The 25,196-nt window shown below is 64.8% G+C and carries 25 protein-coding genes; 10 read left to right on the forward strand and 15 right to left on the reverse strand.

Annotated features, from left to right (window positions below; genetic code table 11):
• A partial coding sequence (locus tag PKA57_RS04415; protein ID WP_324297897.1) for a patatin-like protein occupies positions 1-2,541 on the forward strand: 2,541 nt, incomplete at its 5' end.
• A 13-nt stretch (positions 2,542-2,554) separates the two neighbouring features.
• On the opposite strand, the gene PKA57_RS04420 is transcribed toward PKA57_RS04415, so the two are convergent.
• The 4 genes from PKA57_RS04420 to PKA57_RS04435 all read right to left on the reverse strand — a co-directional run bounded on the left by PKA57_RS04420 (position 2,555) and on the right by PKA57_RS04435 (position 6,016).
• Positions 2,555-3,553 carry a lysophospholipase gene (locus PKA57_RS04420; protein ID WP_324297899.1) on the reverse strand — a complete coding sequence of 333 codons (999 nt, stop codon included), beginning with the start codon at positions 3,551-3,553 and terminating at the stop codon, positions 2,555-2,557.
• Positions 3,550-4,188: a uracil-DNA glycosylase family protein gene (locus PKA57_RS04425; protein ID WP_324297901.1), complete on the reverse strand. Its 639-nt coding sequence runs from the start codon at positions 4,186-4,188 to the stop codon at positions 3,550-3,552. The genes PKA57_RS04420 and PKA57_RS04425 overlap by 4 nt, the downstream gene beginning before the upstream one ends.
• On the reverse strand, positions 4,178-5,329 hold the full coding sequence (locus PKA57_RS04430; RefSeq protein ID WP_324297903.1) for an acyl-CoA dehydrogenase family protein: 1,152 nt from the start codon (positions 5,327-5,329) through the stop codon (positions 4,178-4,180). Before PKA57_RS04430 ends, PKA57_RS04425 begins: the two co-directional genes overlap by 11 nt.
• 93 nt (positions 5,330-5,422) lie before the next feature.
• Complete coding sequence (locus PKA57_RS04435; RefSeq protein ID WP_324297905.1) at positions 5,423-6,016, reverse strand: PAS domain-containing protein; 594 nt, start codon at positions 6,014-6,016, stop codon at positions 5,423-5,425.
• A gap of 133 nt (positions 6,017-6,149) precedes the next feature.
• Between PKA57_RS04435 and PKA57_RS04440 the strand changes: the two genes are divergently transcribed.
• A complete protein-coding gene (locus tag PKA57_RS04440; protein ID WP_324297907.1) occupies positions 6,150-6,584 on the forward strand; it encodes a PaaI family thioesterase in 435 nt (144 codons plus the stop codon).
• Positions 6,585-6,609: 25 nt separating this feature from the next.
• Complete coding sequence (locus PKA57_RS04445; RefSeq protein ID WP_324297910.1) at positions 6,610-7,641, forward strand: LLM class flavin-dependent oxidoreductase; 1,032 nt, start codon at positions 6,610-6,612, stop codon at positions 7,639-7,641.
• Here PKA57_RS04445 and PKA57_RS04450 read toward each other — a convergent pair.
• Both PKA57_RS04450 and PKA57_RS04455 read right to left on the reverse strand, forming a co-directional pair.
• Positions 7,638-9,044 carry an MFS transporter gene (locus tag PKA57_RS04450; protein ID WP_324297913.1) on the reverse strand — a complete coding sequence of 469 codons (1,407 nt, stop codon included), beginning with the start codon at positions 9,042-9,044 and terminating at the stop codon, positions 7,638-7,640. The genes PKA57_RS04445 and PKA57_RS04450 overlap by 4 nt on opposite strands.
• Positions 9,045-9,281: 237 nt before the next feature.
• Positions 9,282-10,535, reverse strand: a complete 1,254-nt coding sequence (locus PKA57_RS04455) for a nucleoside transporter C-terminal domain-containing protein (protein WP_324298126.1) — start codon at positions 10,533-10,535, stop codon at positions 9,282-9,284.
• A 231-nt stretch (positions 10,536-10,766) separates the two neighbouring features.
• On the opposite strand from PKA57_RS04455, the gene PKA57_RS04460 reads away from it, so the two are divergent.
• Positions 10,767-11,672, forward strand: a complete 906-nt coding sequence (locus tag PKA57_RS04460) for an SDR family oxidoreductase (protein ID WP_324297915.1) — start codon at positions 10,767-10,769, stop codon at positions 11,670-11,672.
• A 54-nt stretch (positions 11,673-11,726) separates the two neighbouring features.
• Here PKA57_RS04460 and PKA57_RS04465 read toward each other — a convergent pair whose 3' ends face one another.
• The 4 genes from PKA57_RS04465 to PKA57_RS04480 form a co-directional block, all read right to left on the reverse strand.
• Positions 11,727-12,185 carry a GNAT family N-acetyltransferase gene (locus tag PKA57_RS04465; RefSeq protein ID WP_324297917.1) on the reverse strand — a complete coding sequence of 153 codons (459 nt, stop codon included), beginning with the start codon at positions 12,183-12,185 and terminating at the stop codon, positions 11,727-11,729.
• A 29-nt stretch (positions 12,186-12,214) separates the two neighbouring features.
• Positions 12,215-13,423, reverse strand: coding sequence for an acyl-CoA dehydrogenase family protein (locus PKA57_RS04470; protein ID WP_324297919.1), 1,209 nt, complete (start codon positions 13,421-13,423; stop codon positions 12,215-12,217).
• A gap of 6 nt (positions 13,424-13,429) precedes the next feature.
• Positions 13,430-13,723, reverse strand: coding sequence for a putative quinol monooxygenase (locus PKA57_RS04475; RefSeq protein WP_324297921.1), 294 nt, complete (start codon positions 13,721-13,723; stop codon positions 13,430-13,432).
• A gap of 102 nt (positions 13,724-13,825) precedes the next feature.
• Positions 13,826-14,626, reverse strand: coding sequence for a crotonase/enoyl-CoA hydratase family protein (locus PKA57_RS04480; protein WP_324297923.1), 801 nt, complete (start codon positions 14,624-14,626; stop codon positions 13,826-13,828).
• A gap of 221 nt (positions 14,627-14,847) precedes the next feature.
• On the opposite strand from PKA57_RS04480, the gene PKA57_RS04485 reads away from it, so the two are divergent.
• Entirely contained in the window at positions 14,848-16,374 is a 1,527-nt protein-coding gene (locus PKA57_RS04485; RefSeq protein WP_324297926.1) for a HAMP domain-containing sensor histidine kinase, read from the forward strand.
• A 93-nt stretch (positions 16,375-16,467) separates the two neighbouring features.
• Here the strand turns inward: PKA57_RS04485 and PKA57_RS04490 are convergent, their stop codons facing one another.
• From PKA57_RS04490 to PKA57_RS04510, 5 genes are all read right to left on the reverse strand, one after another.
• Positions 16,468-17,598 (reverse strand): acyl-CoA dehydrogenase family protein, encoded by a 1,131-nt coding sequence (locus PKA57_RS04490; protein WP_324297928.1) that lies wholly within the window; start codon positions 17,596-17,598, stop codon positions 16,468-16,470.
• Positions 17,599-17,648: 50 nt separating this feature from the next.
• Positions 17,649-18,839: an acyl-CoA dehydrogenase family protein gene (locus PKA57_RS04495; protein WP_324297930.1), complete on the reverse strand. Its 1,191-nt coding sequence runs from the start codon at positions 18,837-18,839 to the stop codon at positions 17,649-17,651.
• Positions 18,840-19,035: 196 nt separating this feature from the next.
• Positions 19,036-20,487 (reverse strand): di-heme oxidoredictase family protein, encoded by a 1,452-nt coding sequence (locus PKA57_RS04500; RefSeq protein WP_324297932.1) that lies wholly within the window; start codon positions 20,485-20,487, stop codon positions 19,036-19,038.
• Between the two features lie 7 nt (positions 20,488-20,494).
• Complete coding sequence (locus tag PKA57_RS04505) at positions 20,495-21,697, reverse strand: imelysin family protein (RefSeq protein WP_324297934.1); 1,203 nt, start codon at positions 21,695-21,697, stop codon at positions 20,495-20,497.
• A gap of 192 nt (positions 21,698-21,889) precedes the next feature.
• Positions 21,890-22,876 carry a nicotinate-nucleotide--dimethylbenzimidazole phosphoribosyltransferase gene (locus PKA57_RS04510; protein ID WP_324297936.1) on the reverse strand — a complete coding sequence of 329 codons (987 nt, stop codon included), beginning with the start codon at positions 22,874-22,876 and terminating at the stop codon, positions 21,890-21,892.
• A gap of 103 nt (positions 22,877-22,979) precedes the next feature.
• Between PKA57_RS04510 and PKA57_RS04515 the strand changes: the two genes are divergently transcribed.
• The 5 genes from PKA57_RS04515 (at position 22,980) to PKA57_RS04535 (ending at position 25,088) form a co-directional block, all read left to right on the forward strand.
• Positions 22,980-23,201, forward strand: a complete 222-nt coding sequence (locus tag PKA57_RS04515; RefSeq protein ID WP_324298128.1) for a DUF1289 domain-containing protein — start codon at positions 22,980-22,982, stop codon at positions 23,199-23,201.
• A gap of 95 nt (positions 23,202-23,296) precedes the next feature.
• A complete protein-coding gene (locus PKA57_RS04520; protein ID WP_324297938.1) occupies positions 23,297-23,647 on the forward strand; it encodes a metalloregulator ArsR/SmtB family transcription factor in 351 nt (116 codons plus the stop codon).
• Positions 23,631-24,110, forward strand: a complete 480-nt coding sequence (locus PKA57_RS04525; protein ID WP_324297940.1) for an SRPBCC domain-containing protein — start codon at positions 23,631-23,633, stop codon at positions 24,108-24,110. The genes PKA57_RS04520 and PKA57_RS04525 overlap by 17 nt, the downstream gene beginning before the upstream one ends.
• Entirely contained in the window at positions 24,107-24,625 is a 519-nt protein-coding gene (locus PKA57_RS04530) for an SRPBCC domain-containing protein (protein WP_324297942.1), read from the forward strand. The genes PKA57_RS04525 and PKA57_RS04530 overlap by 4 nt, the downstream gene beginning before the upstream one ends.
• Before the next feature lie 52 nt (positions 24,626-24,677).
• Positions 24,678-25,088 (forward strand): VOC family protein, encoded by a 411-nt coding sequence (locus tag PKA57_RS04535; RefSeq protein WP_324297944.1) that lies wholly within the window; start codon positions 24,678-24,680, stop codon positions 25,086-25,088.
• The last annotated feature ends 108 nt before the right edge of the window (positions 25,089-25,196 follow it).

Genomic DNA, 25,196 nt, shown 5'->3' on the forward strand with positions numbered 1-25,196 from the left:
AATCCAGCCGATCGCATGAAACAGAAGGAACTCAGACTCGCGCTCGTTTGCTATGGCGGCGTATCGCTCGCCGTCTATATGCATGGCGTCTCGAAAGAGATCCTGAAGCTCGTGCGCGCCTCGCGCGTCTATCACGGCGAGCCCGATCCGCGCCGGCGCGAGACGGCCTCCTTCGCGGAACTCGACACCTCGATCTGTCACGAATGCGACACCGAGGAGATCTATTTCGAGCTTCTGCGCGCCATGGGCAAGACGCTCGACCTCATCGTCTTCGTGGACACGGTCGCCGGCGCCTCGGCGGGCGGCATCAACGGAGTTCTCCTCGCTCGCGCGCTGGCGCACGATCTGCCGCTCGACGCGCATCGCAAGATGTGGCTCGAACAGGCCGATATTCTGGCGCTGATGGACGAGGAGCACCTTGCCGGCAAATGGAGCAAGCCGTTCATGCGGCCGCTCTTCTGGGCGCTCAACAATCGCTGGCTCTCCCAGTTCGCGCCCGATGCCGAGATGCGGCAGAAGCTGCTCATCTTCACGCGCTCGCGCTGGTTCAATCCGCCCTTCTCCGGCGACATTCTGACCAACATGCTGCTCGATGCCTGCGCCGCCATGGAAAAGGACGCGCGGCCGGGCGCATCGCTGCTGCCGCTCGGGCAGAAGCTCGAACTCATCGTGTCGGTGACGGATTTCTACGGCTACAGCCAGAACATTCCGCTCCACGATCCGCCCTCGATCACCGAGCGCGAACATCGCCACGTCTTCAAGTTCTCCTACAGGCAACACCCGAGCGGCCGCACCGAAACGCATTTCGATGACGGGCATGTTCCGGGCCTCGTCTTCGCGGCGCGCGCGACATCGGCCTTTCCGGGCGCGTTTCCTCCGGCCGAGATCGGCGAGATCGACCGCGTGCTGGCGGCGCGCGGCGAAAACTGGTTCGCGCGCGACGATTTCATCGAGCGGAACTTCAAGCCGCTGATCGGGGCCGGCGCCGATCCGCTCAAGACGTCCTTCATCGACGGCAGCGTCCTCAACAACAAGCCGTTCGGCGAGGCCATCGCCTCCATACGCGGGCGGCCGGCCTATCGCGAGGTCGACCGCCGCATCGTCTATATCGACCCCGATCCCGAGGGCGGCCACCTCGAAGGCGGCGGCATGCCGCCCGGCTTCTTTCACACCATACGCGGCGCGCTCTCCGACATTCCTCGCAACCAGCCCGTGCGCGACGAACTCGAAGCCGCACACCAACTTTCCGAGCGCATCCGCCGCTATCGCCAGATCGTGGCGGCGACGCGCCCGCATGTCGCGATGCGCATCCGCGATCTCCTTGGCGAGATGCCGCAGATCGCGCCGGGCCCGCGCACCATCGCGCGCTGGCGCGACGAAGCGAACACGCGCGCCGCCGTCGAGGCGGGCTATGCCTATGACGGCTACATCCAGTTGAAGGTCCGTTCGGTTCTCGACGGGCTTGCCGAACTCATCGCGGAGGCGAGCGGGCTGGTGCTCCAGCCGGACGAGCGGCTCGCCCTCAACCGCGCCATCGAGGACTGGGCGCGCGCGAACGAGATATTCCCCGTGCGCTGGACCGGAAACGGCAGCGAGGCCGCGCCGAGCCTTGCGGCGACGTCCTGGGTGCGCTTCCTGCGCGACTTCGATCTCAGCTACCGTGTCCGGCGGATGCGCTTCGTCATCCGCAGGCTCAACGAACTCTATGGCGAATATGGCGACAAGACGGACCATACGAGCGCGCTCGACGAGTTCAAGACGAGCCTCTACGAATGTCTCGAACTGCTGAGCGGCAGACCGGCGCAGCGCATCGGCACGCCCGAGATCGTCGCGCTCTGCAAGGAGGTCGTCGCCAGCGGCGCGCCGACCGCGGCCGACATCGGCAAGCTCGTGGACTGCATCGGGCCGAAGCTCGATCTCGTCGGCGCCGATCATGTGATCGACCAGACCTTCGCGGTCATATCGGGGATCTATCTTTCCTACGAAGCGCGCTTCGAGCTGTTGCAGGCCTTTGTCGGCTTCGCCTTTTTCGATGTGCTCACCCTGCCCCTCAACAAGTGGAACGATCTCGACGATGTCGACACGGTGCAGGTCGATCGCATCAGCCCGGAAGATGCCAAGGCGATCCGCCAGGGCGGCGCGCGCGCGACGCTGATGGGGCGCGATCTCGGCCACTTCGCGGCTTTCTTCAGCCGCAGGGCGCGGGAAAACGACTATCTCTGGGGCAGGCTCCACGCCGCCGACAGGCTGGTGGACATTGTGGCGAGCGCGGGCCCTGCGGCCATCGCCGCATCGGGCATCGACCTCGACAATCTCAAGGCGCGGCTCTTCCGCTCCATCCTCCGCGCGGAGAAGCAGCATCTCGGCGCGGTGCCCGATCTCATCCGCGACATCGAGCGCGAAATCGCCACGCGGTTCAACATCGACATGGATCCCGGCGAAATGCCCAAGGCCGCGTCCGCGCCGTCAGCCGCACCGGCCAAGGGTGATACGTCTACGGACGAAGAGATCGCGGCAGAACCACGCACAAGCACGAGCTGAGGCGACGGGCGCCCTACCGCGCCGCCGCCATGCTCGCGCAGGGTTTCAGATCCTCAGCGCCCGAAGGCAGGGGCGTGCGCGGATCGGAAAGCCATGAGGCAATGTCCTTCCACACGGACTTGCGCTCCAGATCGCGCAGCAGCATGTGATAGCCGTTCGGATAGCAGGCCGCCGTGACATCGACGCCTGCTCTTCGCATATCGGCAAGGGCTTCTGCGACCGGCGGCTGCGGCACGATCTCGTCATGCGCGCCATAGAGAAGAAGCACGGGCACATCGATCCGCCCCGCCGAGATGGCGGCCGCGTCCATCAGATTGACGAGGCCATAGATCGTGCCGATCTGCGTTTCCTTGATGACGAGTGGATCGCGGCCGAGCGCGCGCAGCATCTCCACATTGTCGGAGGCGCGGAAGCCGAGGCCACGGCCGCTGACCGTCGCGCCGGGCGCAAGATGCGCGCCCGTCCACAAGGCCACCTCATAGAAGGAATTCATCGAGCGCCAGCCCCAGACCGCGGGCGCGGCAAGGATGACGCCATCGACGCGCGGCGGATCTGGAAGCGAGAAGGCGCGCATGACGACGCCGCCGCCCATGCTCTCGCCGAGGAGATAGACCGGCAGGCCGGGATGCTCGGCCCGCACCAGCGCGACCACAGCGCCGAGATCGTCCGCCATGCGCGTATCTCCCGCCCAGAGCCCGCGCCCCGGCGCCTCGCCGAAGCCGCGCTGATCGAAGGCGTAGACCGTGACGCCATGATCGGCGAACCACTGCCCCGGCATGTCGAAGGCGTTGGAATAATCGTTGAAGCCATGCACGCCGATGATGACGGCACGCGGCGCCGCCGCCTGCCAGACCCGCAGCGGCAGCCGCGCGCCATCGGAGGTGACGACGCTCCGGCCTTCGATCCTTGGCGCGAAGGCCGGATCGCCCGTCGCCATCAGCCGCGGCGCGCAGCCGATATTGACCATCGCGACAAGAGCGGCGCCGAGCGCGAGGCGCAGCAGACGTCTCATTTTCCAGGTCCCATCAAACGGCGAACCTCGCGGCGCAGATAAGGCAGCACTTCATCCTCGAACCACGGGTTCTTTTTGATCCATGCGTTATTACGCCATGAAGGATGTGGCAGCGGTATGGCACGCGGCGCATATTCGCGCCATGAGGCGACCGTCTCGGTGAGGCTTGCCTTGCGCGCAGGCCCCAGATGCCAGCCTTGCGCATATTGGCCGACAAGGATCGTCAGTTCGATCCGCGGCAGTTCGGCAAAAAGCGGCTGGCGCCAGCGGGCCGCGCATTCCCGCCTCGGAGGAAGATCGCCGCCCTTGGCGTCCAGCCCCGGAAAGCAGAAGCCCATGGGCAGTATGGCGATCTTCTCGGGGTCGTAGAATTCTTCCGGCGTCACGCCCATCCATTCGCGCAGGCGGTCGCCGCTCGGGTCGGTGAAGGGGCGGCCGGATGCATGGACCCGCGTTCCCGGCGCCTGTCCGGCAAGGCAGATCCGCGCTTCGGACGATACCTGCAGGACAGGCCGCGGTTCGTGCGGCAGCGGCCTGCCCTTCGGCTCATCGATGCAGATGCGGCAGGCGCGGATATCCGCGACCAGCCGCTCGAGTGGCGCAACGCGCGAATGAGATGGCCGCTTATCCGACATCCTTCAGCATGTTCCGGGCGATGATGACCTGCTGCACCTGGCTCGTGCCTTCATAGATGCGGAAGATACGCACATCGCGATAGAAACGCTCGATACCATAATCGGCGACATAGCCTGCGCCGCCGTGAATCTGCACGGCGCGATCGGCGATGCGGCCCACGGCTTCCGAGCAGAAGAGCTTGGCGCAGGAGCTTTCGGTCGCCACGTCCTCGCCCGCGTCGCGGCGGCGCGCGGCGTCGAGCACCATGCAGCGGCCAGCATAGGCTTCCATCTTGGAATCGGCGAGCATCGCCTGAACGAGCTGAAGATTGCCGATGGGCGCGCCGAACTGCTTGCGCTCCGCGGCGTAGCGGGTCGAGTCCTCGACGAGCCTGTCCGCGACGCCGACGCAGACGGCGGAAATGTGAAGCCGCCCGCGCTCCAGCACCTGCATGGCGGTGACGAAGCCCCTGCCCTCCTTGTCGCCGAGCAGGCAGTCGGCCGGGATGCGGGCATTGTCGAAGATCACGTCGCAGATATGCGCGCCCTGCTGGCCCATCTTCTTCTCGGGCTTGCCGATGGTGATGCCCGGAATGTCGCGCGGCACGACAAAGGCCGAAACGCCCTTGGCGCCCGGCGTCTTCGGATCGGTGCGCGCCATGAGCGTGAAGGCATGCGCCTTGTTCGCATTGGTGATGTAGCGCTTGGTGCCGTTGACGATGTAGTGGTCGCCGTCGCGGATCGCGGTGGTGCGAAGCGAGGCGGCGTCGGACCCTGCCTCGGGCTCCGTCAGCGCGAAGCTGATGATGACCTCGCCGCTGGCGATCTTCGGCAGCCAATAGGCTTTCTGGTCGTCGCGGCCATGCATGACGATGCCCTGGCTGCCGATGCCTACATTGGTACCGAAGACGGAGCGGAATGCGGGCGATGTGCGGCCCATTTCAAACATGAGGAGGCATTCCTCCTCCATGCTGAGGCCGAGGCCGCCATATTCGACCGGAACGGAAATGCCGAAAAGGCCGAGTTCCTTCATCTCCTCGATGACATCGTCGGGCACGGCATCGTTTTCGGAAACCTTGTCCTCGATTGGCCGCAGCCGCTCGTCGACAAACCGCCGCACGGAAGAGATCAACTGCTCGCGAGTTTCGGCATCGAGGGCCATGTCAGCTCCGTCTTTTCGTGAAATATCGGGACGGAGCGGAATTTAGCCGGAGGGAGGCCGGGAGGCAAAGCCTCAGCTACGGGGCGAGTTGCCTCAGATCGTCGAAATTTCCGTGCGAAGCCGTTCCAGGGCGGAAACCGACGTGTAGGCGGTGGCGCCGAAAATGCGGTCGGTCCGCTCGCCATCCATCGAAAGCGGCAGATAGACGGCCTCGAAGTTCATGAATCCGCGCCCGGCGAACTCCATGCTTCCACCCGCGCCGACCGGCCGCCGGGCAAGCGCGACCCATTTGTAGAACTCGAAGAGCATCGATCCGAAAAAGGGCCTGACTTCATCCAGCGAAGTAACGGTCCGGCCGCGAAAATTGCCGCCATTCGCCTGAATGGTCTCCTCGCCCATCAGCCGATAGGTGATTTCAAACGGATCGTAGGCGATCTTGAGAACGATGATGTTCGGCAGCAGAGCAGGAAATTCGACCGGGTCCATTTCGTCCGGCCGCGGCATGAGCCTGTCGCCACGCTTCCTCGTCCAGTAATCGAGCATGGCAATCGGGACCGTTTCGCGCAGATCCCTGAGCCGGCGAAACCCGGCCTTCTCCGCGCCCGCGCCTGCGATCAGTTGAAGGTCCGCGCCCATATTCTCACGCTCGAAACAATGCAACATCACCGCATGATGAAGGAAACTCATTGCGAACCGCTTAACCATTGCCGCTGCGGCAGCGTGGCGCGGCGAGCGCGCCTCGGTGCAAATCGAAAGTTTCGGAATGCCGCCAATTCCTGCTACAAGCCCGGCAAATCAATTCATGAGACAGGCTGGTGTAATGGGTAAGATTCCGGGCGAAAGACTGGCGGGCTATCAGAGCTGGGATGGCACCGATCCGTTCGAGGATCACGCGGGTCCGTTCTTCTTCAAGAGAACGGAAACGGGCGAAGTCATCTGCGCCTTCGAGGCAACGCCGACGCATTGCAATGGTGGCGGGTTCCTTCATGGCGGCGCGCTGATGACGTTTGCGGATTTCTCGCTGTTCGCCATCGGCAGCGATGTCCTCGAGGGGCCGTCGGTCACGGTCTCCTTCAATGCGGAGTTTACGGCGGCGGGCCGCGCGGGCACCATCGTCGAAGCGCGCGGCGAGGTGGTGCAGAATACGGGAAGCATGGTCTTTCTGCGCGGGCAGGTCTATTCCCGCGAGGAGGAAGGCGAACGCATTCTCCTCAACTTCAGCGGCATCGTGAAGCGCGTGAAGCGCAAGCCCTGAGGGCGGCTCAAGGGAGTTCCGGCGCATGGTGACACTGAGCATTCTCGACCAGTCGCCGATCCGGCGGGGCGGAAGCGCGGCGGAGGCGCTCGCCAATACGCTCGATCTCGCTGTCCATGCAGAGCGGCTCGGCTATAGCCGCTACTGGCTCGCCGAGCACCACAACACGAACTCCTTTGCCGGCTCCGCGCCCGAACTGATGATCGCCGCGGTCGCCGCGCGGACGAGCCGCATTCGCGTCGGCTCGGCGGGCGTGATGCTGCCGCATTACAGCTCGCTCAAGGTGGCCGAGCTTTTCAGGCTGCTGGAAACGCTCCATCCCGGCCGTATCGATCTCGGCGTCGGCCGCGCGCCGGGCGCCGACCAGCGGACGGTGCGCGCCTTGCAGCCGGGGCCGCAGGCCTATGGCATCGAGGTCTTTCCGCAGCAGGTGGAACTCCTCATCCAGTTTCTGGAAGATTCGACCGGGCTCTCGGGCGAGGCCGGCGGCTTTCCCGACAGCCATCCCTATGTCGGCATCCACGCGACGCCGCGCGGGCCCGGCATGCCGGAACTCTGGATGCTCGGCTCGGGCGGCGACGGCGCCGTTCATGCCGCGCAGTTCGGCATGTCCTACTGTTTCGCGCATTTCATCAATCAGGATGCTGGCACGGCTCCGCTCGATCTCTACCGGCGGCACTTCAGGCCGTCCCATCATCTCTCGTCGCCTCGCGGCGCGATCGGCGTTTCGGTGACGGTCGCCGAAACGGAAGAAGAAGCGCGCAGAATTTCCGCCTCGCGCAATCTCTGGGTGCTGCATCTCCTGCAAAACCGCGCAGGCGCCTTCCCGTCCGTCGAGGATGCGCTCGCCTATCCCTATACGGAGGAAGAGAAGGTCATGCTCCGCGCCGTCGAGCGGCGCGGCATCACCGGCACGCCCGAGCAGGTACGCGGCCGCCTCCTTCGCATGGGCGAGGAATATGGCGTCGACGACTTCGTCATCCTGACGATCACCTACGACCACAAGGATCGCGTGCGCTCCTACGAGCTTCTCGCGGAAGCCTTCGGCCTTGCCTAGTCCGCGGGCTTCACGGCGGCGCGGCGCGCCGTGCGCCGGTCGAGCGCCGCCCTGAGCCGCACCTGCCGTTCATGCGTGATCGGATAGTTCCAGATGATGATCGTCGAGACGATCCAGAGCGACAGCGGCACGAGGCAATAGAGCGATGTCAGCGTGAAGAGCGCCACGCCGCTATTGCTGCTCGACTGCGGATCGAAGCCGATCCAGGCGAGAACGGGCAGCGCGATGCCGACGCCCGCCGCCTCGAAGATCTTCCGCACCATGGCGAGGAAGGCGAACATGAAGGCGGTGCGCTGCTCGCCGCTCTTCAGCGTGTCGAGATCGACGACATCGGCAAGGATCGACTGGCCGAGAATGGGCGCCGCGCCGATCGTCAGCCCCTGAATGATGGTGATGACGAGGAGCGCCGGAAAGACCGCTTCCGGATGCGTCGGCTCCACCCAGTAGATGATGACGGGCACGAAGGCGAAGGCGAAGAGGCTCGCAAAGCCCGCCACGCCTATTCCCTTGTGCTTGCCGATGCGCCCGCCGACATTGACCCAGAAGGGCGAGCCCACGACGCCCGCCGCGAAGAGCGCGAAGATCAGGATCGAGCTGTTCGCGCCGAGCCGTGCGACATGCTCGAAAAAGAGCACGGCGACGCCCGCATTGATGGAGCCTGCGAGCGAGCCGAGGATGACGGTGACAAGGACGATCCGCAGCGGTCCGTTGCGCATGGCGACGCGCATGCCCGAAACGAAGGAGATCGGCGTGCTGAGGCTCGCCGCGGGCTCGCGCACGGAGCGCAGCAGCACGATGAGACAGACCGGCAGCATGCCGGCCGTGAGCCAGCCGAGCGCCGCCATGGCGGGCCGCGACGCGGCGCTCGCCGATGTTCCAGCATCTCCCGCCTTGCTCGCCACGATGGGCACGGTGATGGCGACGAGAAGCCCGATCAGCAGGAAGATCTGGCGGCTGCCGGTGATGCGGTTGCGCTCGTGATAGTCGTCGGAAAGCTCGGCGCCCCAGGCGCCATAGGGAATCTCGATCAGCGTGTATCCGAGATAGATCGCCGAAATCCAGAACAGGAGATAGAGGTTCGTCACCCCGCCCTGCGGTACGAAGAGCATGACGGCCGAGATCATCATCACCAGTGAGCCGACCACCACCCAGGGCCGCCGCCGCCCCCAGCGCGTATGCGTACGGTCGCTCCAGCGGCCGACAAAGGGGTCGATGATGACGTCGCCGAGGCGCGCCAGCATGAGGATGATGCCGATATCCGCGAGGTTGAGCCCCAGCGTTCCCGAATAGAAAGGCGGAATATAGATCGCCAGCGGCAGCCCGATGACCGCCATGGGCACGACGAGTTGCCCATAGGCGAAAAGCTCCCACGTTCCGAGCCTGCGGCGCGCCGCGCTGACCATTCCATCCCCCTCCCGGTAGTTAGTAAACCAACCTTACTATCGGGCCGGCGCCGGACTCAACGATCTTCGCGCCTTCAGCCTGCGTTCATGCGGGAAGACTTAGGGTCAGCATGCCGGACCCCCCGATACCATGTCCGGCTGCGCCCTTCTCCTCGTCTCATTCGGGTGCGGGAGCGAGGCGCGGACGGCGGCGCCCGGACCGTACCCCATGGGCGCCGCCGTCAAATCCTCATGCGCTCAGGTGATGAGGCCGATCACGGCGCCCGTCATGGAGGTTGCGAGCGTGCCCGAGACGATGGCGCGCGTGCCGAGCGCCACGATGTCGGAGCGGCGGGCGGGCGCCAGCGCCGTCAACCCGCCGATGAGAATGCCGACGCTGCCGAGATTGGCGAAGCCGCACATGGCATAGACCATGATGAGCGCGGAGCGCGGGCTCAGCGTGCCGGGCGGCAGTTGCGCAAGCTCGATATAGGCGAGGAACTCGTTGAGGATCGTCTTGGTTCCCATGAGCTGCCCCGCTGTCTGCATCTCGGCGGCGGGCACGCCCATGAGCCAGACGAGCGGCGAGAAGGCCCAGCCCAGCATACGCTGAAGCGTGAGCGGCGCGCCCCAGAGATCGGGCAGCGCGCCGAGCATGATGTTCACCAGCGCGACCAGCGCCACCATGACGACGAGCATGGCGAGGATGTTGAGGAGCAGATGGAGCCCGTCCACGGTGCCGCGCGTCACCGCGTCCATGCTGCTTTCATAGTCGACGAGCGGCTGGTCGCCCGCAACGCCCGTGCCCGCAAAGCCCTTCTCCTCGGGCACCATGAGGCGGGCAAGCGTGATCCCCGCGGGAAGCGAGATCAGCGAGGCGATGAGGATCTGCCCGAGCGCGCCGGGCACGACGGCATCGAGCACGCTCGCGTAAAGCACGAGGACGGTGCCCGAAACGGAGGCAAGTCCCACCGACATCATCATGAAGAGTTCGGCGCGCGTCAGCCGCTCGAGATAGGGCCGGATCAGGAGCGGCGCCTCGACCATGCCGACGAACATGGTGGAGGCGGAGGCGAGCCCCACCGCCCCACCGATCCCCATGCTCTTCTGAAGCAGGAAGGCGAACCCCCGCGTAATGGCCGGCAGCACGCGCCAGTGCCAGAGAAGCGCCGAGAGCGCCGACATGACGAGGACGAGCGGCAGGGCCTGAAATCCGAGCACGAAGGCGTTGGCCGGATCCTTGATCTCGAAGGGTGCCGGGCCGCCGCCGAGATAGCCGAAGACGAAGCCCGTTCCCGCCCGCGTCGCCTCGGTCAGCGCATCGACCGCATCGTTGAGCGCGAGAAGTCCGGCGCGCGCCACGGGCAGCTTCAGCAGAAGCAGCGCGATCCCGATCTGGAGGCCGATCCCCACCGCGACCTGCCGCAGCGAAAAGGCGGCGCGGCGCTCGCTCAGGGCCCATGCCATCGCGACGATGACAACGAGGCCGAGAGCGCTTTGCAGGGAGGTCAGGGACATGAGAACTCCGGCGGAATGGTCGGCGGGCGGCTCTTCAAGGGGGGCCGGGCCTGTGGAGCGCCGGAGGGGTCCGCCCCCCGCCGGACCGCCTCTCATTCCCTTGACCCTTTACCGGGCATTGTGCACAAAGTCACCCCCGAACCCGGCCCCGATCCAGACGGGTGCCGCGCGGCCGCCCTCATCCGGGGCGAGCCCTTTCACAACACCTGACGGGAGATCAGACCCATGAGCATTCGTTTTGACGGCAAGGTCGCCATTGTGACCGGCGCGGGCGGCGGCCTCGGCCGGAGCCATGCGCTGGAACTCGCCCGCCGCGGCGCGAAGGTCGTCGTCAACGATCTCGGCGGCGCGCGCGACGGCTCGGGTGGCTCGTCGGATGCGGCGAACAAGGTCGTCGACGAAATCAAGGCTCTGGGCGGCGAAGCGATCGCCAACGGCTCGAGCGTGACCGACGATGCCGGCGTCGCCAACATGGTCAAGCAGACCATGGACGCTTTCGGCCGCATCGACATCCTGATCAACAATGCCGGCATCCTGCGCGACAAGTCCTTCGCGAAGATGGACGTCTCCGACTTCCAGCTCGTCGTCGACGTGCACCTCATGGGCACGGTGAAGCCGACCAAGGCCGTCTGGCAGATCATGAAGGATCAGGGCTATGGCCGCATCATGGTCACGACCTCCTCGACCGGCCTCTATGGCAATTTCGGCCAGACCAATTACGGCGCGGCGAAGCTCGGCGTCGTCGGCTTCATCAACACGCTGAAGCTCGAGGGCCAGAAGGACAATATCCGCTGCAACGCGCTCGCGCCGGTCGCCTATACGCGCATGACCTCGGACCTCATGCCGCCGGAAGCCGAGCAGATGCTGACGCCGGAAGCGGTGACGCCGGGCGTCATGTATCTCGTGTCGGAAGATGCGCCGACGGGCATGATCCTTTGCGCGGGCGCGGGCGTTTTCGCCGCCGCGCGCATCGAGGAATCGGAAGGCGTCTTCCTCGGCCGCGAGGGCCTCACCGCCGAGAAGGTGGCCGAGAACTGGGGGAAGATCACCGACTTCTCGAATGCCGCGCCGCACTTCATGGGTGGCGAGCAGACTGGCAAGTTCTTCAAGCTGGCGACCGGCGGCAAGTAATCGCCGCATTCGCGAGAGACGAATTGAGAAGGAGAGCCGAAAGGCTCTCCTTTTTCATTTGAGCTGCTTTTCGAGCCGCCAGACGATCACGGGCTTTCGGCCCTCCATATGGCCGAGGCTGTGATCGTCCTCGCGCACGACCGCCCAGCCATGCTTTTCGTAGAAGGCGCGGGCGCGATCGTTGCCCTTGCGGCACTGAAGCCAGATGCGGGAATGTCCTTCCGCGGCAAGCGCCTTCTCCGCCGCATCGAGCACGCGCGCCGCGACGCCCCGCCCGTGCCATGCGGGCAGTACGAAGACCTGTCCGATGCCTTCCCCTTCCCAGCTCGAGAAGCCGACGACCTCGCCGCCGACGCAGGCCGCGACGCAATGGCCGATGGCGGTTGCGATGCGCTCCTCGAAGAAGCGCAAGGGGCGGCGCGCGGCGACATCCGGATCGAGCGCCGCATGGCTCGAATGCCAGGCATCGTGCCAAACGCGAGCGAGCGCCGGAATGTCTCCGGCGCTCGCCATTCTGATCGTCACATTGTCGGCCGGGGCGCTCAAAGCCCGAGCACGGCCTTCGCCATGATGTTGCGCTGAACCTCGTTCGAGCCCGCATAGATCGAAGCCTTGCGGAGCGAGAAGTAGTAAGGCGCAACCGTGAAGGCGTTGGTGGGGCCGACATCTGGTTGGTTCGTCTCGGCAAGGCCGTCCTCGACGAAGGGCAGCGTGTAGTTGCCGAGCACTTCGACGGCAAGCTGCGAGACGGCCTGCTGCAATTCGGTGCCACGGCACTTCAGCAGCGAGGATTCGGGGCCGACATTGCCGCCAGTCGACAGCGCCGAGAAGATGCGAAGCTCGGTGAACTCCATCGCCGTGATCTGCGCTTCGAGATCGGCGACCTCCGCCTGGAACGCCGGATCTTCAGCCAGCGAATGACCGTCGATCTGCGTTTCCTTCGCCATCTTCTTCACCTTGTTCAGCGCGCGGTAGAGGCCCGCCGAATAGGGATTGCCGCGCTCGAACTCGAGCAGATACTTGGCGTAGGTCCAGCCCTTGTTCTCCTCGCCGATGCGGTTCTCGATGGGAACCTTCACATCGGTGAAGAAGACCTGGTTCACTTCCTGATGCGGCGCGGGCGTACCGTCGAGCAGCACCAGCGGCTCGACCTTGATGCCCGGCGTCTTCATGTCGATGAGCAGGAACGAGATGCCTTCCTGCGGCCTGCCCTCCTTCGAGGTCCGCACGAGGCAGAAGATCCAGTCCGCCCACTGCGCCACCGAGGTCCAGATCTTCGAACCATTGACGAGATAGTGGTCGCCCTTGTTCTCGGCCTTGGTCTGGAGCGAGGCGAGGTCCGAGCCCGAGCCCGGCTCCGAATAGCCCTGGCACCAGAGCACGTTGGTTTCGAGAATATCGGGCAGAAAACGCTTCTTCTGCTCCGGCGTGCCGAACTTCATGATGACGGGCGCCACCATGGTCGGGCCGAAGGGGATCGTGTGAGGAACGCCGGCGCGGCCCATCTCCACGTCGAAGATATATTTCTGCGAACGGGTGAAGCCCGGCCCGCCATATTCCTGCGGCCAGTTCGGCGCGAGCCAGCCCTTCTTCGCCAGCGCCTTCTGCCACTTCACATGGCTTTCCTTGTCGATATAGCCATGCTTCGAGCGGGCCTGCTTGGCGCGGATCTCGGCGGTGTAGTTTTCCTCGATGAATTTCCGCACTTCAAGGCGGAACGCTTCATCTTCCTTGCTGAAGCTCAGATCCATGGTTTCTCACTCGACCTTGGAGAGATACTGGATAGTGGGACGGCCAGCGAGAACGCCGCCGAGCGCGGGGCCCGCAGCCTTGAAATGCTCCGACGCGCCATGAGCCGCCAGCGCGTCCTGCGAGGCATACTGCTCGAAGACGACATAGGTCGGCTGGTCCTTCACCTTGAAGAAATCATACTGAAGGTTGCCGGCCTCATTGGCCCGCACCTTGGCACGCAGATCGGAGAAGATCCGCTCGAACTCGGCTTCCTTGCCGGGCTGCACATTGATCGTGGCGACGACGCCGATGGTGCTCATCTCAGGCTCCCTGTCATATTGTCTGGTTGACCCGGACTTTAGGAGGATCGGGCCGTCTCATCAACGGCCCTGATCCCCCCTCCCCGTTCAGGGATGAACAGCTTACTCGCCCTTGTAATTGGGCGCGCGCTTCTCGAAGAAGGCGTCCAGCGCCTCCCTGTGATCGGCACTATGGTGAGCCAGCGCCTGCATGGAAGCCGAAAGCTCCATGATGTTGTCGAAGCTCGTCATCATGCCCTGCCTGAGGAGCTGCTTGGTCATGCGGAGCACGTCGGGCGCCTGACCGCAGATCTTTTCGGCAAGGGCCTCTGCGCGCGGCATCAGCTCTTCGGGCGCCACGACCTCGGAGACGAGGCCCCATTCGCGCGCGGTTTCCGCGTTGATCGTATCGCCCGTGTAGAGAAGCTCGGAGGCGCGGGCCATGCCGATGATGCGCGGCAGGAGCCATGCGCCGCCATCGCCGGGCACGAGGCCGATCTTGAGGAAGGTCGCGCCGAAGATCGCGCTGCTCGAGGCGATGCGCGTATCGCAAAGGCAGGCGACGTCATTGCCGAGGCCGATGGCCGGCCCGTTGACGGCGGCGATCACCGGCACCTCGATGCCCCAGACGGAGCGGACGATGCGGTGGATGCCGTTGCGATAGCGCTCGCGGATATGCGTGCCGGGGCCGCCGAAGCCCTCTCCCCCTTCGCGCATCGCCTTGACGTTGCCACCCGCCGAAAATGCCTTTCCGGCTCCGGTCAGGATGACGCAGCGAACATCGCGGTCGGCATTGATGCGCGCCGCGGCGGCCGAGAAGTTCTCCGGATCATCGGCGGCACCCAGCGGATTGCGGATTTCCGGTCGGTTGATCGTCAGGGTCACGACATGACCCTTTTTCTCAAAGATCAACGCATCGCTCATTTAAAGGACTCCTTGTTGCGGGCGCGTCCCGACGGGCACGCGCCACTTATGGATGGCGACGAATTTCACTGAAACTCCCTCCCGGAATTATTGGCTTTAACCAAGAGTCGGAAAGCCTTGTTAAGAATTTTAGCCGACCCTGCGCCCCAACGGAAAGCCGGAGATTCGACGGCTGGCGGATGGAGGCGTTTCTTCCTTCCGCATCGACAGGGCAGATACGCATGGAATGGGCAAGCGCGTTGCGGAAATCCGGCCGCGGCGCGAGCAGAAAAAACACTCCCGCGCGTTCGGCTGCTGACGGCCTGCGCCAGAAGCTGATCGCATATGCGACGACTGCGCTCTCCGGCCATCACACCGCGCTGTCGAGCGAGGCTCATCTCGCCCAGTTACGATCCTTCCTTCAGCCGCAGACCATCATCCCGGTCGGCTTTCCGCTGCTCGTCATCGCCTTCGTCTCCTGCTTTGCGGGCGTCGTCGCCTGGCCCACGCTTGCAGGCTGGCTCGCGGCCATATTGACGCTCCACGTGATCAACCAGTATCTCGTGCGCCGCTTCCTCGCCATGGATGTGCCGCTCGGCGATGTCGAGAAATGGGCGAAGCTGTTCCGCTTCATGACTTTGCTCCTGTCGCTCATCTGCGCGAGTTCGCTCTACTTCTTCTGGGTGCCAGACAGCCCCATCCACCAGCATTTCCTCATCACGTCGATGGCGATCGCTATCGCCCCCATGACGCTCGTCACGATCTCCTATGCGCCCGCGTTCCATCGCGCGATCCTTCCCCTGATGATCGCGCTGGAACTGCGTCTCATGGCCTATGATGATCTGCTTTATATCGCCGTCATGGTCGCGCTCGCCGCGTTCTCGGTGGTGCTCATCCGCCTCGCGCATCAGGTCAACGGCGCGATGGCGCGCGCGCTCAATCTGCAATCGGACAAGAACGCGCTGATCGAGCAGCTCTTTCGCGCGAAGCGTGAATCGGATGCGGCCCGCGCCCGCGCCGAGGAGGCCAACAGGGCCAAGTCCAATTTCCTTGCCAATATGAGCCACGAGCTGCGCACGCCGCTCAACGCGATCATCGGTTTTTCGGAAGTGATGGCTTCCGAGATCTTCGGGCAGCACTCAAAGCCGGTCTACAAGGAATATTCCAACGACATCAATGTGTCGGGACAGCATCTGCTCGGCCTCATCAACGACATTCTCGATCTGTCGCGCATCGAGGCGGGGCGGTTCCAGATTTACGAGGAAGACCTCGACATCGTGCAGATCGCGGAGGAATCCCGGCGTCTGCTGGAAATTCGCGCTCAGGCGCAGCGTGTCGCGATCCGCGAGGAATTCGAGCACGATCTGCCGATGCTCCGGGCCGATGCCCGCGCCATGCGGCAGACATGGATCAACCTGCTCACCAACGCGATCAAATTCTCCCCGGCGAACACGACGGTCACGATCTTCGCCCGGCTCGAGCCCAATGGAGATCTGCGCTTCGGCGTCCGCGACCAGGGCGTGGGCATTGCCGAGAGCGAGATCGAGCGCGTGATGGATGCCTTCACGCAGGGTGCGGCCGGCATCGCCCAGCCGGGCAAGGGCTCGGGCCTCGGCCTTTCGATCGTGCGGGGCCTCATCTCGGTGCATGGCGGACGCTTCGAGCTGAAGAGCAAGCTCGGCGAAGGCACGCATGCCGAAGCGATTTTCCCCGCCTCACGCCTCTGCTCGCGCCAGCTCAACCTGGCATCGGACCGCAAATCGGCCTGATCGCGCCGGCAACGCCTGCGATCACGACGAGGCAAACGAAAAGGCCGTGGAGATCGTCCACGGCCTTTTTTAGTGTCTGGTGCGGCTTGCCGCTCAGGCGGCCTGCGCGTAGCGCTTCAGCTGGTGGTCGACATTGCCGAACTGGGTGTCGATCATGGTCAGGCGCTTGAAATAGTGGCCGACATTGAGCTCGTCGGTCATGCCCATGCCGCCATGAAGCTGCACGGACTGCTGGCCGACGAAGCGGCCCGCCTTGCCGATCTGCACCTTGGCGCCGGCGGCTGCCTTCACGCGCTCGGCCTCGCCTTCCGTCAGCTTCAGATTGACCATGTAGGTCATGGAGACGGACTGCTCATAGGCCATGAACATGTCGACCATGCGGTGCTGGAGCACCTGGAACTTGCCGATCGGCACGCCGAACTGCTTGCGCGTCTTGCAATATTCGACAGTCGCCTTGTTGAGTTCGCCCATGCAGCCGACCGCTTCGGCGGAGAGCGCCGCGATGGCTTCGTCGGTGATCTTCTCGACCAGCGGCAGGCCCTTGCCTTCCGCGCCGATCAGCGCGTCAGCGCCGACCTTCACGTTCTCGAAGGTGATCTCGGAGGCGCGGCGGCCATCGACCGTCGGATAGTCGCGCGTCGAAACGCCGGGGGCGTTCTTGTCGACGATGAAGATCGAAACGCCGTCGCGGTCGCGCTGGCCGCCCGAGGTCCGCGCGGTGACGATCAGCTTCTGCGCCCAGGGCGCGCCGAGGACGACGGCCTTGTAGCCATTGATGACATAGCCCGCGCCGTCCTTCTTCGCCGTGGTGGCGAGATCGGCGAGGTTGTAGCGGCCCTGCGGTTCGGCATAGGCGAAGGCCCAGACCGTCTCGCCGCCGATGATGCCCGGAATATGCGCTTCCTGCTGCTCCTTGCTGCCGCCCTCACGCAGGAAACCGCCCGCAAGCACCACCGTCTCGACGAAGGGCTCGACGACGAGGTGACGGCCGAACTCTTCCATCAGGATCATCGTCTCGATGGAGCCGCCGCCAAGGCCGCCCAGTTCTTCGGAGAACGGCGCGGCGAGCAGGCCGAGCTCGGCGAACTGCTTCCACATCTCCGGGCTCCAGCCCTCGGCGGACTTCACGATCTTGCGGCGCGTGTCGAAGTCATATTTGTCGGCGAGCAAGCTCTGCACCGTGTTGCGAAGCAGGGTCTGCTCTTCGGTGAACGAAAAATCCATGTCTAGCCCTTCCCGTTATGTCCTGGTTTCTATGAGGCGCGTTCGGCCGGTCAAAGGCCAAGCACCATTTTTGCAATGATATTGTGCTGGATCTCGTTCGAGCCGCCATAGATCGAGGTCTTGCGCATGTTGAAGTAGTTCTGGGCGGAACCATGCGAATAGTCCGGTCCGGCGACGAACTCGTTGCCCGACAGCTCACCCGTCGGCGTCTGAACGAAAGCGTAGTTGCCGACCGCCTCGAGCGCGAGCTCGGTGATACGCTGCTGGATCTCGGTGCCCTTGATCTTGAGGATCGAGGCCTCGGGCCCCGGACCGCGCCCCCGGCTCTCGGCGGCGAGCGTGCGAAGCTCGGTCACTTCCAGCGCGGCGAGGTCGATCTCGAGTTCCGCGACCTTGCGCGAGAACTCGTCGGTCTTGATGAGCGGCGCGCCATCGACAAGCTCGGCGGCGGCGATCGATTTCAGCCGCTCGATCGCCTTCTTGGAGCGCGAGACGCCCGCGATGCCCGAGCGCTCGTTGCCGAGCAGGAACTTCGCGTAGGTCCAGCCCTTGTTCTCCTCGCCGATGAGGTTCTCGGCCGGCACCTTCACGTCTTCGAGGAAGACCTCGTTCACTTCATGCGCGCCGTCCATGGTGATGATCGGCCGCACGGTGATGCCGGGCGTCTTCATGTCGATGAGAAGGAAGGAGATGCCCTCCTGCGCCTTCGCATTCGGGTCGGTGCGGACGAGGCAGAACATCCAGTCCGCGAACTGGGCGAGCGTCGTCCAGATCTTGTGGCCGTTGACGATGTAGTGATCGCCCTCGCGCACGGCGCGGGTCTTGAGGCCGGCAAGATCGGAACCGGCGCCCGGCTCCGAATAGCCCTGGCACCACCAGTCATCGCCCGAGAGAATGCCCGGCAGGAAGCGCTTCTTCTGCGCCTCGTTGCCGTAATTGAAGATCACCGGGCCGACCATGGCGAGGCCGAAGGGGAGCAGCGGCTGCGTCTCGGCGCGCGCATTCTCCTCGTTCCAGATATAGCGCTGGGTGATCGACCAGCCGGCGCCGCCATACTCGACCGGCCAATGCGGCGCGACCCAGCCCTTCTTGTAGAGGATGCGGTGCCAGGTAAGGATTTCTTCCTTCGTCATCTCGCCGCGCGTGCGCCGCGACTTCAGATCTTTCGGATAGTTTTCGGCAATGAAAGTACGGACTTCGTCCCGAAACGCGAGATCCTCCGGCGAGAAGCTCATATCCATCGAATGTTCCTCCTGATCGACAGGCTCCAACGCGGTGAAACGCGGCTGCCGAATGTATGTGCGGAAGGGCCGCTGCAGCAACGCGCGGACCGCCATTTTTGGGCGTGATATTAGCCGCAAACCCCTTCGTTGCAAGACCGCGCAATGATGCGAAACGCACGGCTCGCTGTGCACGTATGGACGGGTGTGGCCGGTTTCAAAGCGAGTTGACGAAGGCCACGAGGCGCTCGCGATCGGCGCTGTTCAAGGCTTTGAAGCGCTCGCGGGCGGCTTCCGCCTCGCCGCCATGCCAGAGAATGGCCTCCGCGACGCCCCTCGCCCGGCCGTCATGCAGAAGCCGGTCGTGGCCATTTACCGCAGGGATGAGCCCGATGCCCCAGAGGGGCGGCGTGCGCCACTCGCTGCCGCTCGCCTCGAAGTCGGGCCGCCCGTCGGCAAGCTCCGGCCCCATATCGTGGAGAAGAAGGTCGGTATAGGGGTGGAAGGTCTGGTTGGCGAGGCTGATGGGCGTCGCCGCCGGCCCCGTCCTGAGCGTTGGCGTATGGCAGGCGGCGCAGCCGATTTCGGCGAAGAGGCGGCTGCCGGCGACGACCTCCGGGTCGGCGGGCGCGCGGCGTGCGGGCACGGCAAGGGTGCGGTTGTAATGCACGAGCTTTGCCAGGAACTCGTCGGAAATCTCCGGGCTGCCGCCATCGGGCGCCGCCCGGCAGGCGGTCTGCGCGGGCGGGCAGTTCTGCTGAGGGTGAACAGAGGTGGTGAGCCCGATATCACCATTGGCCGCGCCCGCGTCCTGCGCGAGAAGGCTCGGCTGGTTCGCCTTCCATCCGAAACGGCCGAGGCGCCTCTCGCCCGTCTCGGGATCGTGAACCCAGTTCGGACGGCCCGAAATGCCGTCGCCATCGGCATCTTCGGGATCGGCTAGCGCGAGAATGTCCTTCTCGGGCACGAATTCGAGAAGTCCGAGGCCGATCACGGCAGGCGCGACGCGCGGCGAGGTCATGATGTCACCGCCCAGCGGGCCGAAGGCGAGATCGGTAAAGGAAAAGACCGGCCGTTGCAGTTCATAGGGCGTGCCGTCGCCATAGCGGCCTTTCACGATCTCCCACCGCAGCTCGACCTTGCCTTCGGCCGGAACGCCGAGCACGGCGCGGTCGTTGAACTGATCGCCATAGGCGGGATGCGGCTTCGGCCCGCCATCCTCGGCCTTACCCGGCAGCGACAGGCGGAGCAGCATGGAATCGAAAGGCTCGCCCGCTTCGAGCGGCGGACGGCCGCGCCCGTCGCGCGTGTGACAGCCCGAGCACGACACGCGATTGAAGGTGGGGCCGAGCCCGTCAAAGGCTTCGACGGAGCCGGGCGCCGCGGTCCAGTTCGTATTGAAGAGCCTGTTGCCGAAGAAGAAGTCGCGCCGTTCCGCCGTGGTGAGCTTGGGCCCCGACTGCGCGAAGGCCATGCGGTTCTGGAGCGCGGTCGTGTAGTCGCCTCCGGGCGGCGACATCGGGTCCGGCATCTCGATCGCGCGGACCGCCGCAGGCTGCGCCGCGCCCGCATGGCTCGCGCCGAGAAAATGCGCGCCCACGCCGCCGGCAAGGACGAGCCCGGCCGCAAGCGCGCCCGCGCGGAACAATGAGAGTTTCGACGGCGCCAAGATGAGGCTACTCCGGAGCGATGTTCACGGCGACGCCGAGCCGCTTGCCGACCTCGACGAGGAGCGTGCTCTGGGCTTCGAGTTCAGCGATCGCCTTTTCCATTGTCGCGCGTTCCTTGCTGCCCTTGGGGCTTGCGAGGATGTGGTCCACCGGCGCGGGGATCGCGGCGACGGCCTCGCTCGTCTTCCTGATCTGCGCGGCGACTAGCTTGTCGAGTTCGGGATCGACACGGGCGACGAGGCTCTGGAGCCCCGCCCCTTTCCAGTCGCCGAATTCGCCGAAATAGACGTTGGAAATGCTCTGCTGGTCGGCGCGATAGACGAGATGCGTCGTATCGCTGAAGCAGGAGGGCTCGTCTTCCTGATCGCCGGAATCGAGCGCGACGCTCATGCGCTCCGTCGCAAGCTCGACGGCGCCGAGCGTCGCCATGCCGGTAAGGATGCGGCCGAGCGCGTCGCGCTGATCGTAGGCGAGAAAATTCTTCGCATAGACATTGGCGTTTCGCACATCCCACTGCGCGGTGAGCCAGAGAAGATCGTCGGCGATCATCTCCGTCACGGTCGAGAGATAGAGGCGGCGGCGCTCGCGGACCGGATCGCCCGACGCATAGTCCGATGCCGGACGCTCGCCCGGCCCCTTCGCGCTCAGGTCTTGCCCCCAGAGCAGAAACTCGACGGCATGGAAGCCCGTCGTCACATCGGCTTCGTCGCTCACCTGATCGCGCTCGCGGATGCTCTTGACCGTGATCGGGATCGAGAGGTCGTTGACGATGCCCGCTTTCGGGTTGCCCTTCACATAATCGATGAAGGCTTCATTGAGCGGCCAGGCGTTGAGGCGGCCTTCCGGCCCCTCGTCGCCCTTCGCGTTCCTGGCGAAGTCGATCGGGCCTTCATAGAAGCGGAAAGCCTCGGTGCGGGAATAGGCGACATGGGCGGCGATCCATGCCTCGCGGGCGGCCGCAAGATTGCCTTCGCTCGGCTTGTCGAGCAGCGCGCCGATGGCGGATTTCATCGCCACGGCCTTGTCATAGGCTTCCTCATAGGAGCGGTGCACGAGGTCGACATAGGAGACGATTTCCGCCGCAGCGCCATAGGTCGGCGCCGCACCGCCGGGCAAGGCGAAGCTCGCCGGAACGCCGCCGGGCCCCGATGCCAGGGCCGGGGCGAACTGAACGGGGATAAGCAGCGCGGCAAGGGCCGCACCGGTCAAAAACTTCGCCCTGAGCCTGAGGTTTCTCCGTCCGGCCGTCCTCTGCATTGCTTCCGCCCATCCGCAAACCGGCCGGACCCCTATGCCCGGGCCTTGAGTTGCGAATGAATTTCATTTTCATTGTGAGCTGTCAAGCGGCGGCTTGACACAGGATACGGCTCAGACAGGGCCGCGGCCCGGACGACGCAGGACTCAGACGAGGCCCGCCTCGACCCGCGTGGACATGCCCGCATAGGCGGCGGCCGACGTCTTTACCATCGTTATGGCGAGCGCCGCGCCTGCGCCATCGCCAAGCGTCACACCGAGATCGAGCAGCGGGCGCTTGCCGAGGGCGGCGAGGAGCCGGTCATGGGCAGCGCTGCCGGAGCGATGCGCCGCCATGCAATGGTCGATCGCGGTGGGCTCGGCCTTCTGAAGCACGGCCGCAGCGGCGCAGGTGACAAAGCCGTCGAGCAGGACAGGAATGCGCTGATAGCGCGCGGCGATGATCGCGCCCGCCACGGCGGCAATCTCCCGCCCGCCGACGCGGCGAAGCGCCTCGAGCGGGTCCTTGAGCGCGGAGCCGTGAAGCGCCAGCGCCTCGCGGACGATTTCGGCCTCGGTGGCATCGTCCGTCCAGTCGCCGGGCTCGCCGCCGAAAAGCGCGCAGGCGAGCGACGCCGCCACAGCGCCATTGCCGACGCCCTCCGCGCCCACGCAAAGAAGATCCGTACCCCCCGCAATCGCCTCCATGCCGAAAGCCATCGTCGCCGCGCAGGCGGGCTCGGAAAGCGCCGCCTCTTCCGCTATGTTCGGCGTCGGCATGTCGAGCGCGAGATCGAAGACCTTGAGCCCCGCATTCGCCGCCAGCGCGAGCTGGTTCACGGCCGCGCCACCCGCCGCGAAAATATCGACCATCTCGCGCGTGGAGCAGAACGCCTTGCCCGTCGTGCGCTTCGCCACGCCATGCGTCGCGGCAAAGATCGCGACGAGCGGGCGATGCACCGAGGGTTTCGCCAGCGCCTGCCAGCGCGCGAGCCATTCCACGACCTCTTCGAGACGGCCGAGACCACCTTCGGGTTTCACGAGATTGCGATTGCGCAGATGAACGGCGGCAGCGGAATCCCGGTCGCCGGCTGGAAGAGCTGCAAGCAGATCGCGAATGTCGTCGAATGGCAGGCCAGTGATGGAGCGGGTCATTTTGATTTGTCTCGCCTTGAGCGGCTGGGCGGGGGGATGGTGTTGCTATACCCTGCCCGCCATCGCCATAGAATGGGAAAATGACGTGACGGCCCTGCCTCCCATTGCCTCACCCTGCATCAGTATCTGCGTCGTGGACGCGGAAAGCCGCCTTTGCACGGGCTGCGGACGGACAATCGACGAGATCGCGCAATGGAGCGCGATGAGCGCCTCGCGCCGCCGCGAGGTGATGGCGACCCTTCCCGAACGTATCGAAACGCTCGGCGGGAAGGCCGCAGCGCCAGCCATGGCGCTTGCCCGCATTCGCTCGCTGCTCCGGGCCTGACCGGCCTTACCATGCCGCCGCATCACGAATCTTGACTCGCCGCGGCGGCAGCCGTATTTAACCACTTGGTTATTTAACCTGTGAGTTTAGCATAAGTGTCGACGGATCGCCTCAGCTCCACCTTCTCCGCTCTCTCCGATCCCACGCGCCGGGCCATACTCGCGCGGCTTTCGCTGGGCGAGGCATCGGTGAGCGAGCTTGCCAAGCCATTCGAGATGAGCCTTCCGGCCATTTCGAAACACCTCAAGGTGCTGGAGCGCGCGGGGCTCATCTCGCGCGGGCGGGATGCCCAGATGCGGCCCTGCCGGATCGCGCCCGGCGCGCTGAAGGAAGCGGCCGACTGGATCGAGCATTACCGGCGCTTCTGGGAACAGAGCTTCGACCGCCTCGACGACTATCTGCGCGAAATTCAGGCGAAGGAGGACGAGCATGGACGCAACGGCTGATGCCGACACAGTGCTGGAGATCACGCGCGTATTCGACGCGCCGCGCGAACTGATCTTCAGGCTCTGGACCGACCCGCAGCACTTCGGCAAATGGATAGGCCCGCGCCATCATCCCGCTGTCCATGTCGAAATGGATGTCAGGCCGGGCGGCGCATGGCGCGCCTGCCTGCGGCCGGTCGCCGGAGGCGTCGATCTCTGGCAGGGCGGCCAATACCGCGAGGTCGTCGCTCCGGAACGGCTCGTCTACACCTTCGCATGGGACAAGGAGCATCCCGCCCATGGCCACGAGACATTGGTGACCGTGATCTTCGCCGAGGATGGCAACAGGACGAAGATGTCCTTCCGGCAGGAATTCCTGCCCTCCATCGCCGAGCGCGACGGACATCGCGGCGGCTGGTCGAGCAGCTTCGACAGGCTGGATGACCTTCTGCGCGCCATGCGAGTACGGGGTGGGCAGGCATGAGCGGGAACGACAGGAGCGGCGCGGCCGCCACGAAAGAATTCGTCCTTGCACGCACATTCGACGCACCGCGCGAAACCGTGTGGCGCGCGTTTACGGAAAGCGAGCGGCTGAGGCAATGGTGGGGGCCGAAGGACTTCACCATGCTCGCCTGCAATGTCGACCTGCGCCCCGGCGGACTGTTCCACTATGGCATGCAGGCGCCGACGGGACAGACGATGTGGGGCAAATGTGTATACCGCGAAATCGTCATACCGGAACGGATCGTCTTCGTCGTTTCCTTCTCGGATGAAAATGCGGGCATCACCCGCCATCCGCTGAGCGAAAGCTGGCCGCTCGAACTGCTGAGCAGCATGACATTCGAGGAGCGGGACGGCAGGACGCTCATCACCGATCGAGCCGTGCCCATCAACGCAACCGAGGAAGAGCGCAGGACATTCGAGGAAAATCTCGAAGGGATGAAACAGGGAACCGATGGGAGCTGGGACCAGCTCGCCGCTTATCTGGCGAAGGCCTGAAGAACGCCGGATCCCCTCGCCCATTCGCCAACGCTATCCGGGAGGAACGCAAATGAGACTGAACCCGTATCTCAATTTCGACGGCACTTGCGAGGAAGCCTTCAAATTCTACGAGAAGTGCCTGGGCGGCAAGATCGAAGCCATGCTCACGCATGAAGGCTCGCCCATGGCCGAGCATGTATCGCCCGAATGGCGCGGCAAGATCATGCATGCGCGTCTCGTCGTGGGCGATACGATCCTGATGGGGTCCGACGCGCCGGCCGAGCATTTCGAAAAGGCGCAGGGCATATCGGTCTGCCTCAATGTCGAGAAGCCCGCCGAAGCGGAGCGCATCTTCCACGCGCTGGCGGAAGGCGGCGCGGTGCGGATGCCCATCCAGCAGACCTTCTGGGCCGCGCGTTACGGCATGGTGGTGGATCGCTATGGCACGCCATGGATGATCAACTGCGAGCAGGCGTCGTAAGAGGCCGCGCCGATCGCGCGCGACGAGAAGGATGACCCGCTTCTCCGATCGGTGACGACGGTCACTTTCGAGGAGCAAAATGGCAGGATGAGGCTCACCGTGCATGCG

Source organism: Parvibaculum sp. (genome assembly GCF_035325945.1).
Classification (GTDB): Bacteria; Pseudomonadota; Alphaproteobacteria; order Parvibaculales; family Parvibaculaceae; genus Parvibaculum.

Excerpts from the sequence above, each read along its gene's own strand:
- PKA57_RS04535 (WP_324297944.1), top strand. The coding sequence starts at position 24,678 with ATGAGACTGAACCCGTATCTCAATTTCGACGGCACTTGCGAGGAAGCC.
- PKA57_RS04440 (WP_324297907.1), top strand. The coding sequence starts at position 6,150 with ATGGGTAAGATTCCGGGCGAAAGACTGGCGGGCTATCAGAGCTGGGAT.
- PKA57_RS04465 (WP_324297917.1), bottom strand. The coding sequence starts at position 12,185 with ATGGCGAGCGCCGGAGACATTCCGGCGCTCGCTCGCGTTTGGCACGAT.
- PKA57_RS04450 (WP_324297913.1), bottom strand. The coding sequence starts at position 9,044 with ATGGTCAGCGCGGCGCGCCGCAGGCTCGGAACGTGGGAGCTTTTCGCC.
- PKA57_RS04495 (WP_324297930.1), bottom strand. The coding sequence starts at position 18,839 with ATGGATATGAGCTTCTCGCCGGAGGATCTCGCGTTTCGGGACGAAGTC.
- PKA57_RS04530 (WP_324297942.1), top strand. The coding sequence starts at position 24,107 with ATGAGCGGGAACGACAGGAGCGGCGCGGCCGCCACGAAAGAATTCGTC.
- PKA57_RS04470 (WP_324297919.1), bottom strand. The coding sequence starts at position 13,423 with ATGGATCTGAGCTTCAGCAAGGAAGATGAAGCGTTCCGCCTTGAAGTG.
- PKA57_RS04510 (WP_324297936.1), bottom strand. The coding sequence starts at position 22,876 with ATGACCCGCTCCATCACTGGCCTGCCATTCGACGACATTCGCGATCTG.
- PKA57_RS04425 (WP_324297901.1), bottom strand. The coding sequence starts at position 4,188 with ATGTCGGATAAGCGGCCATCTCATTCGCGCGTTGCGCCACTCGAGCGG.
- PKA57_RS04430 (WP_324297903.1), bottom strand. The coding sequence starts at position 5,329 with ATGGCCCTCGATGCCGAAACTCGCGAGCAGTTGATCTCTTCCGTGCGG.
- PKA57_RS04475 (WP_324297921.1), bottom strand. The coding sequence starts at position 13,723 with ATGAGCACCATCGGCGTCGTCGCCACGATCAATGTGCAGCCCGGCAAG.
- PKA57_RS04460 (WP_324297915.1), top strand. The coding sequence starts at position 10,767 with ATGAGCATTCGTTTTGACGGCAAGGTCGCCATTGTGACCGGCGCGGGC.
- PKA57_RS04420 (WP_324297899.1), bottom strand. The coding sequence starts at position 3,553 with ATGAGACGTCTGCTGCGCCTCGCGCTCGGCGCCGCTCTTGTCGCGATG.
- PKA57_RS04525 (WP_324297940.1), top strand. The coding sequence starts at position 23,631 with ATGGACGCAACGGCTGATGCCGACACAGTGCTGGAGATCACGCGCGTA.
- PKA57_RS04490 (WP_324297928.1), bottom strand. The coding sequence starts at position 17,598 with ATGGATTTTTCGTTCACCGAAGAGCAGACCCTGCTTCGCAACACGGTG.
- PKA57_RS04480 (WP_324297923.1), bottom strand. The coding sequence starts at position 14,626 with ATGAGCGATGCGTTGATCTTTGAGAAAAAGGGTCATGTCGTGACCCTG.
- PKA57_RS04485 (WP_324297926.1), top strand. The coding sequence starts at position 14,848 with ATGGAATGGGCAAGCGCGTTGCGGAAATCCGGCCGCGGCGCGAGCAGA.
- PKA57_RS04435 (WP_324297905.1), bottom strand. The coding sequence starts at position 6,016 with ATGAGTTTCCTTCATCATGCGGTGATGTTGCATTGTTTCGAGCGTGAG.
- PKA57_RS04445 (WP_324297910.1), top strand. The coding sequence starts at position 6,610 with ATGGTGACACTGAGCATTCTCGACCAGTCGCCGATCCGGCGGGGCGGA.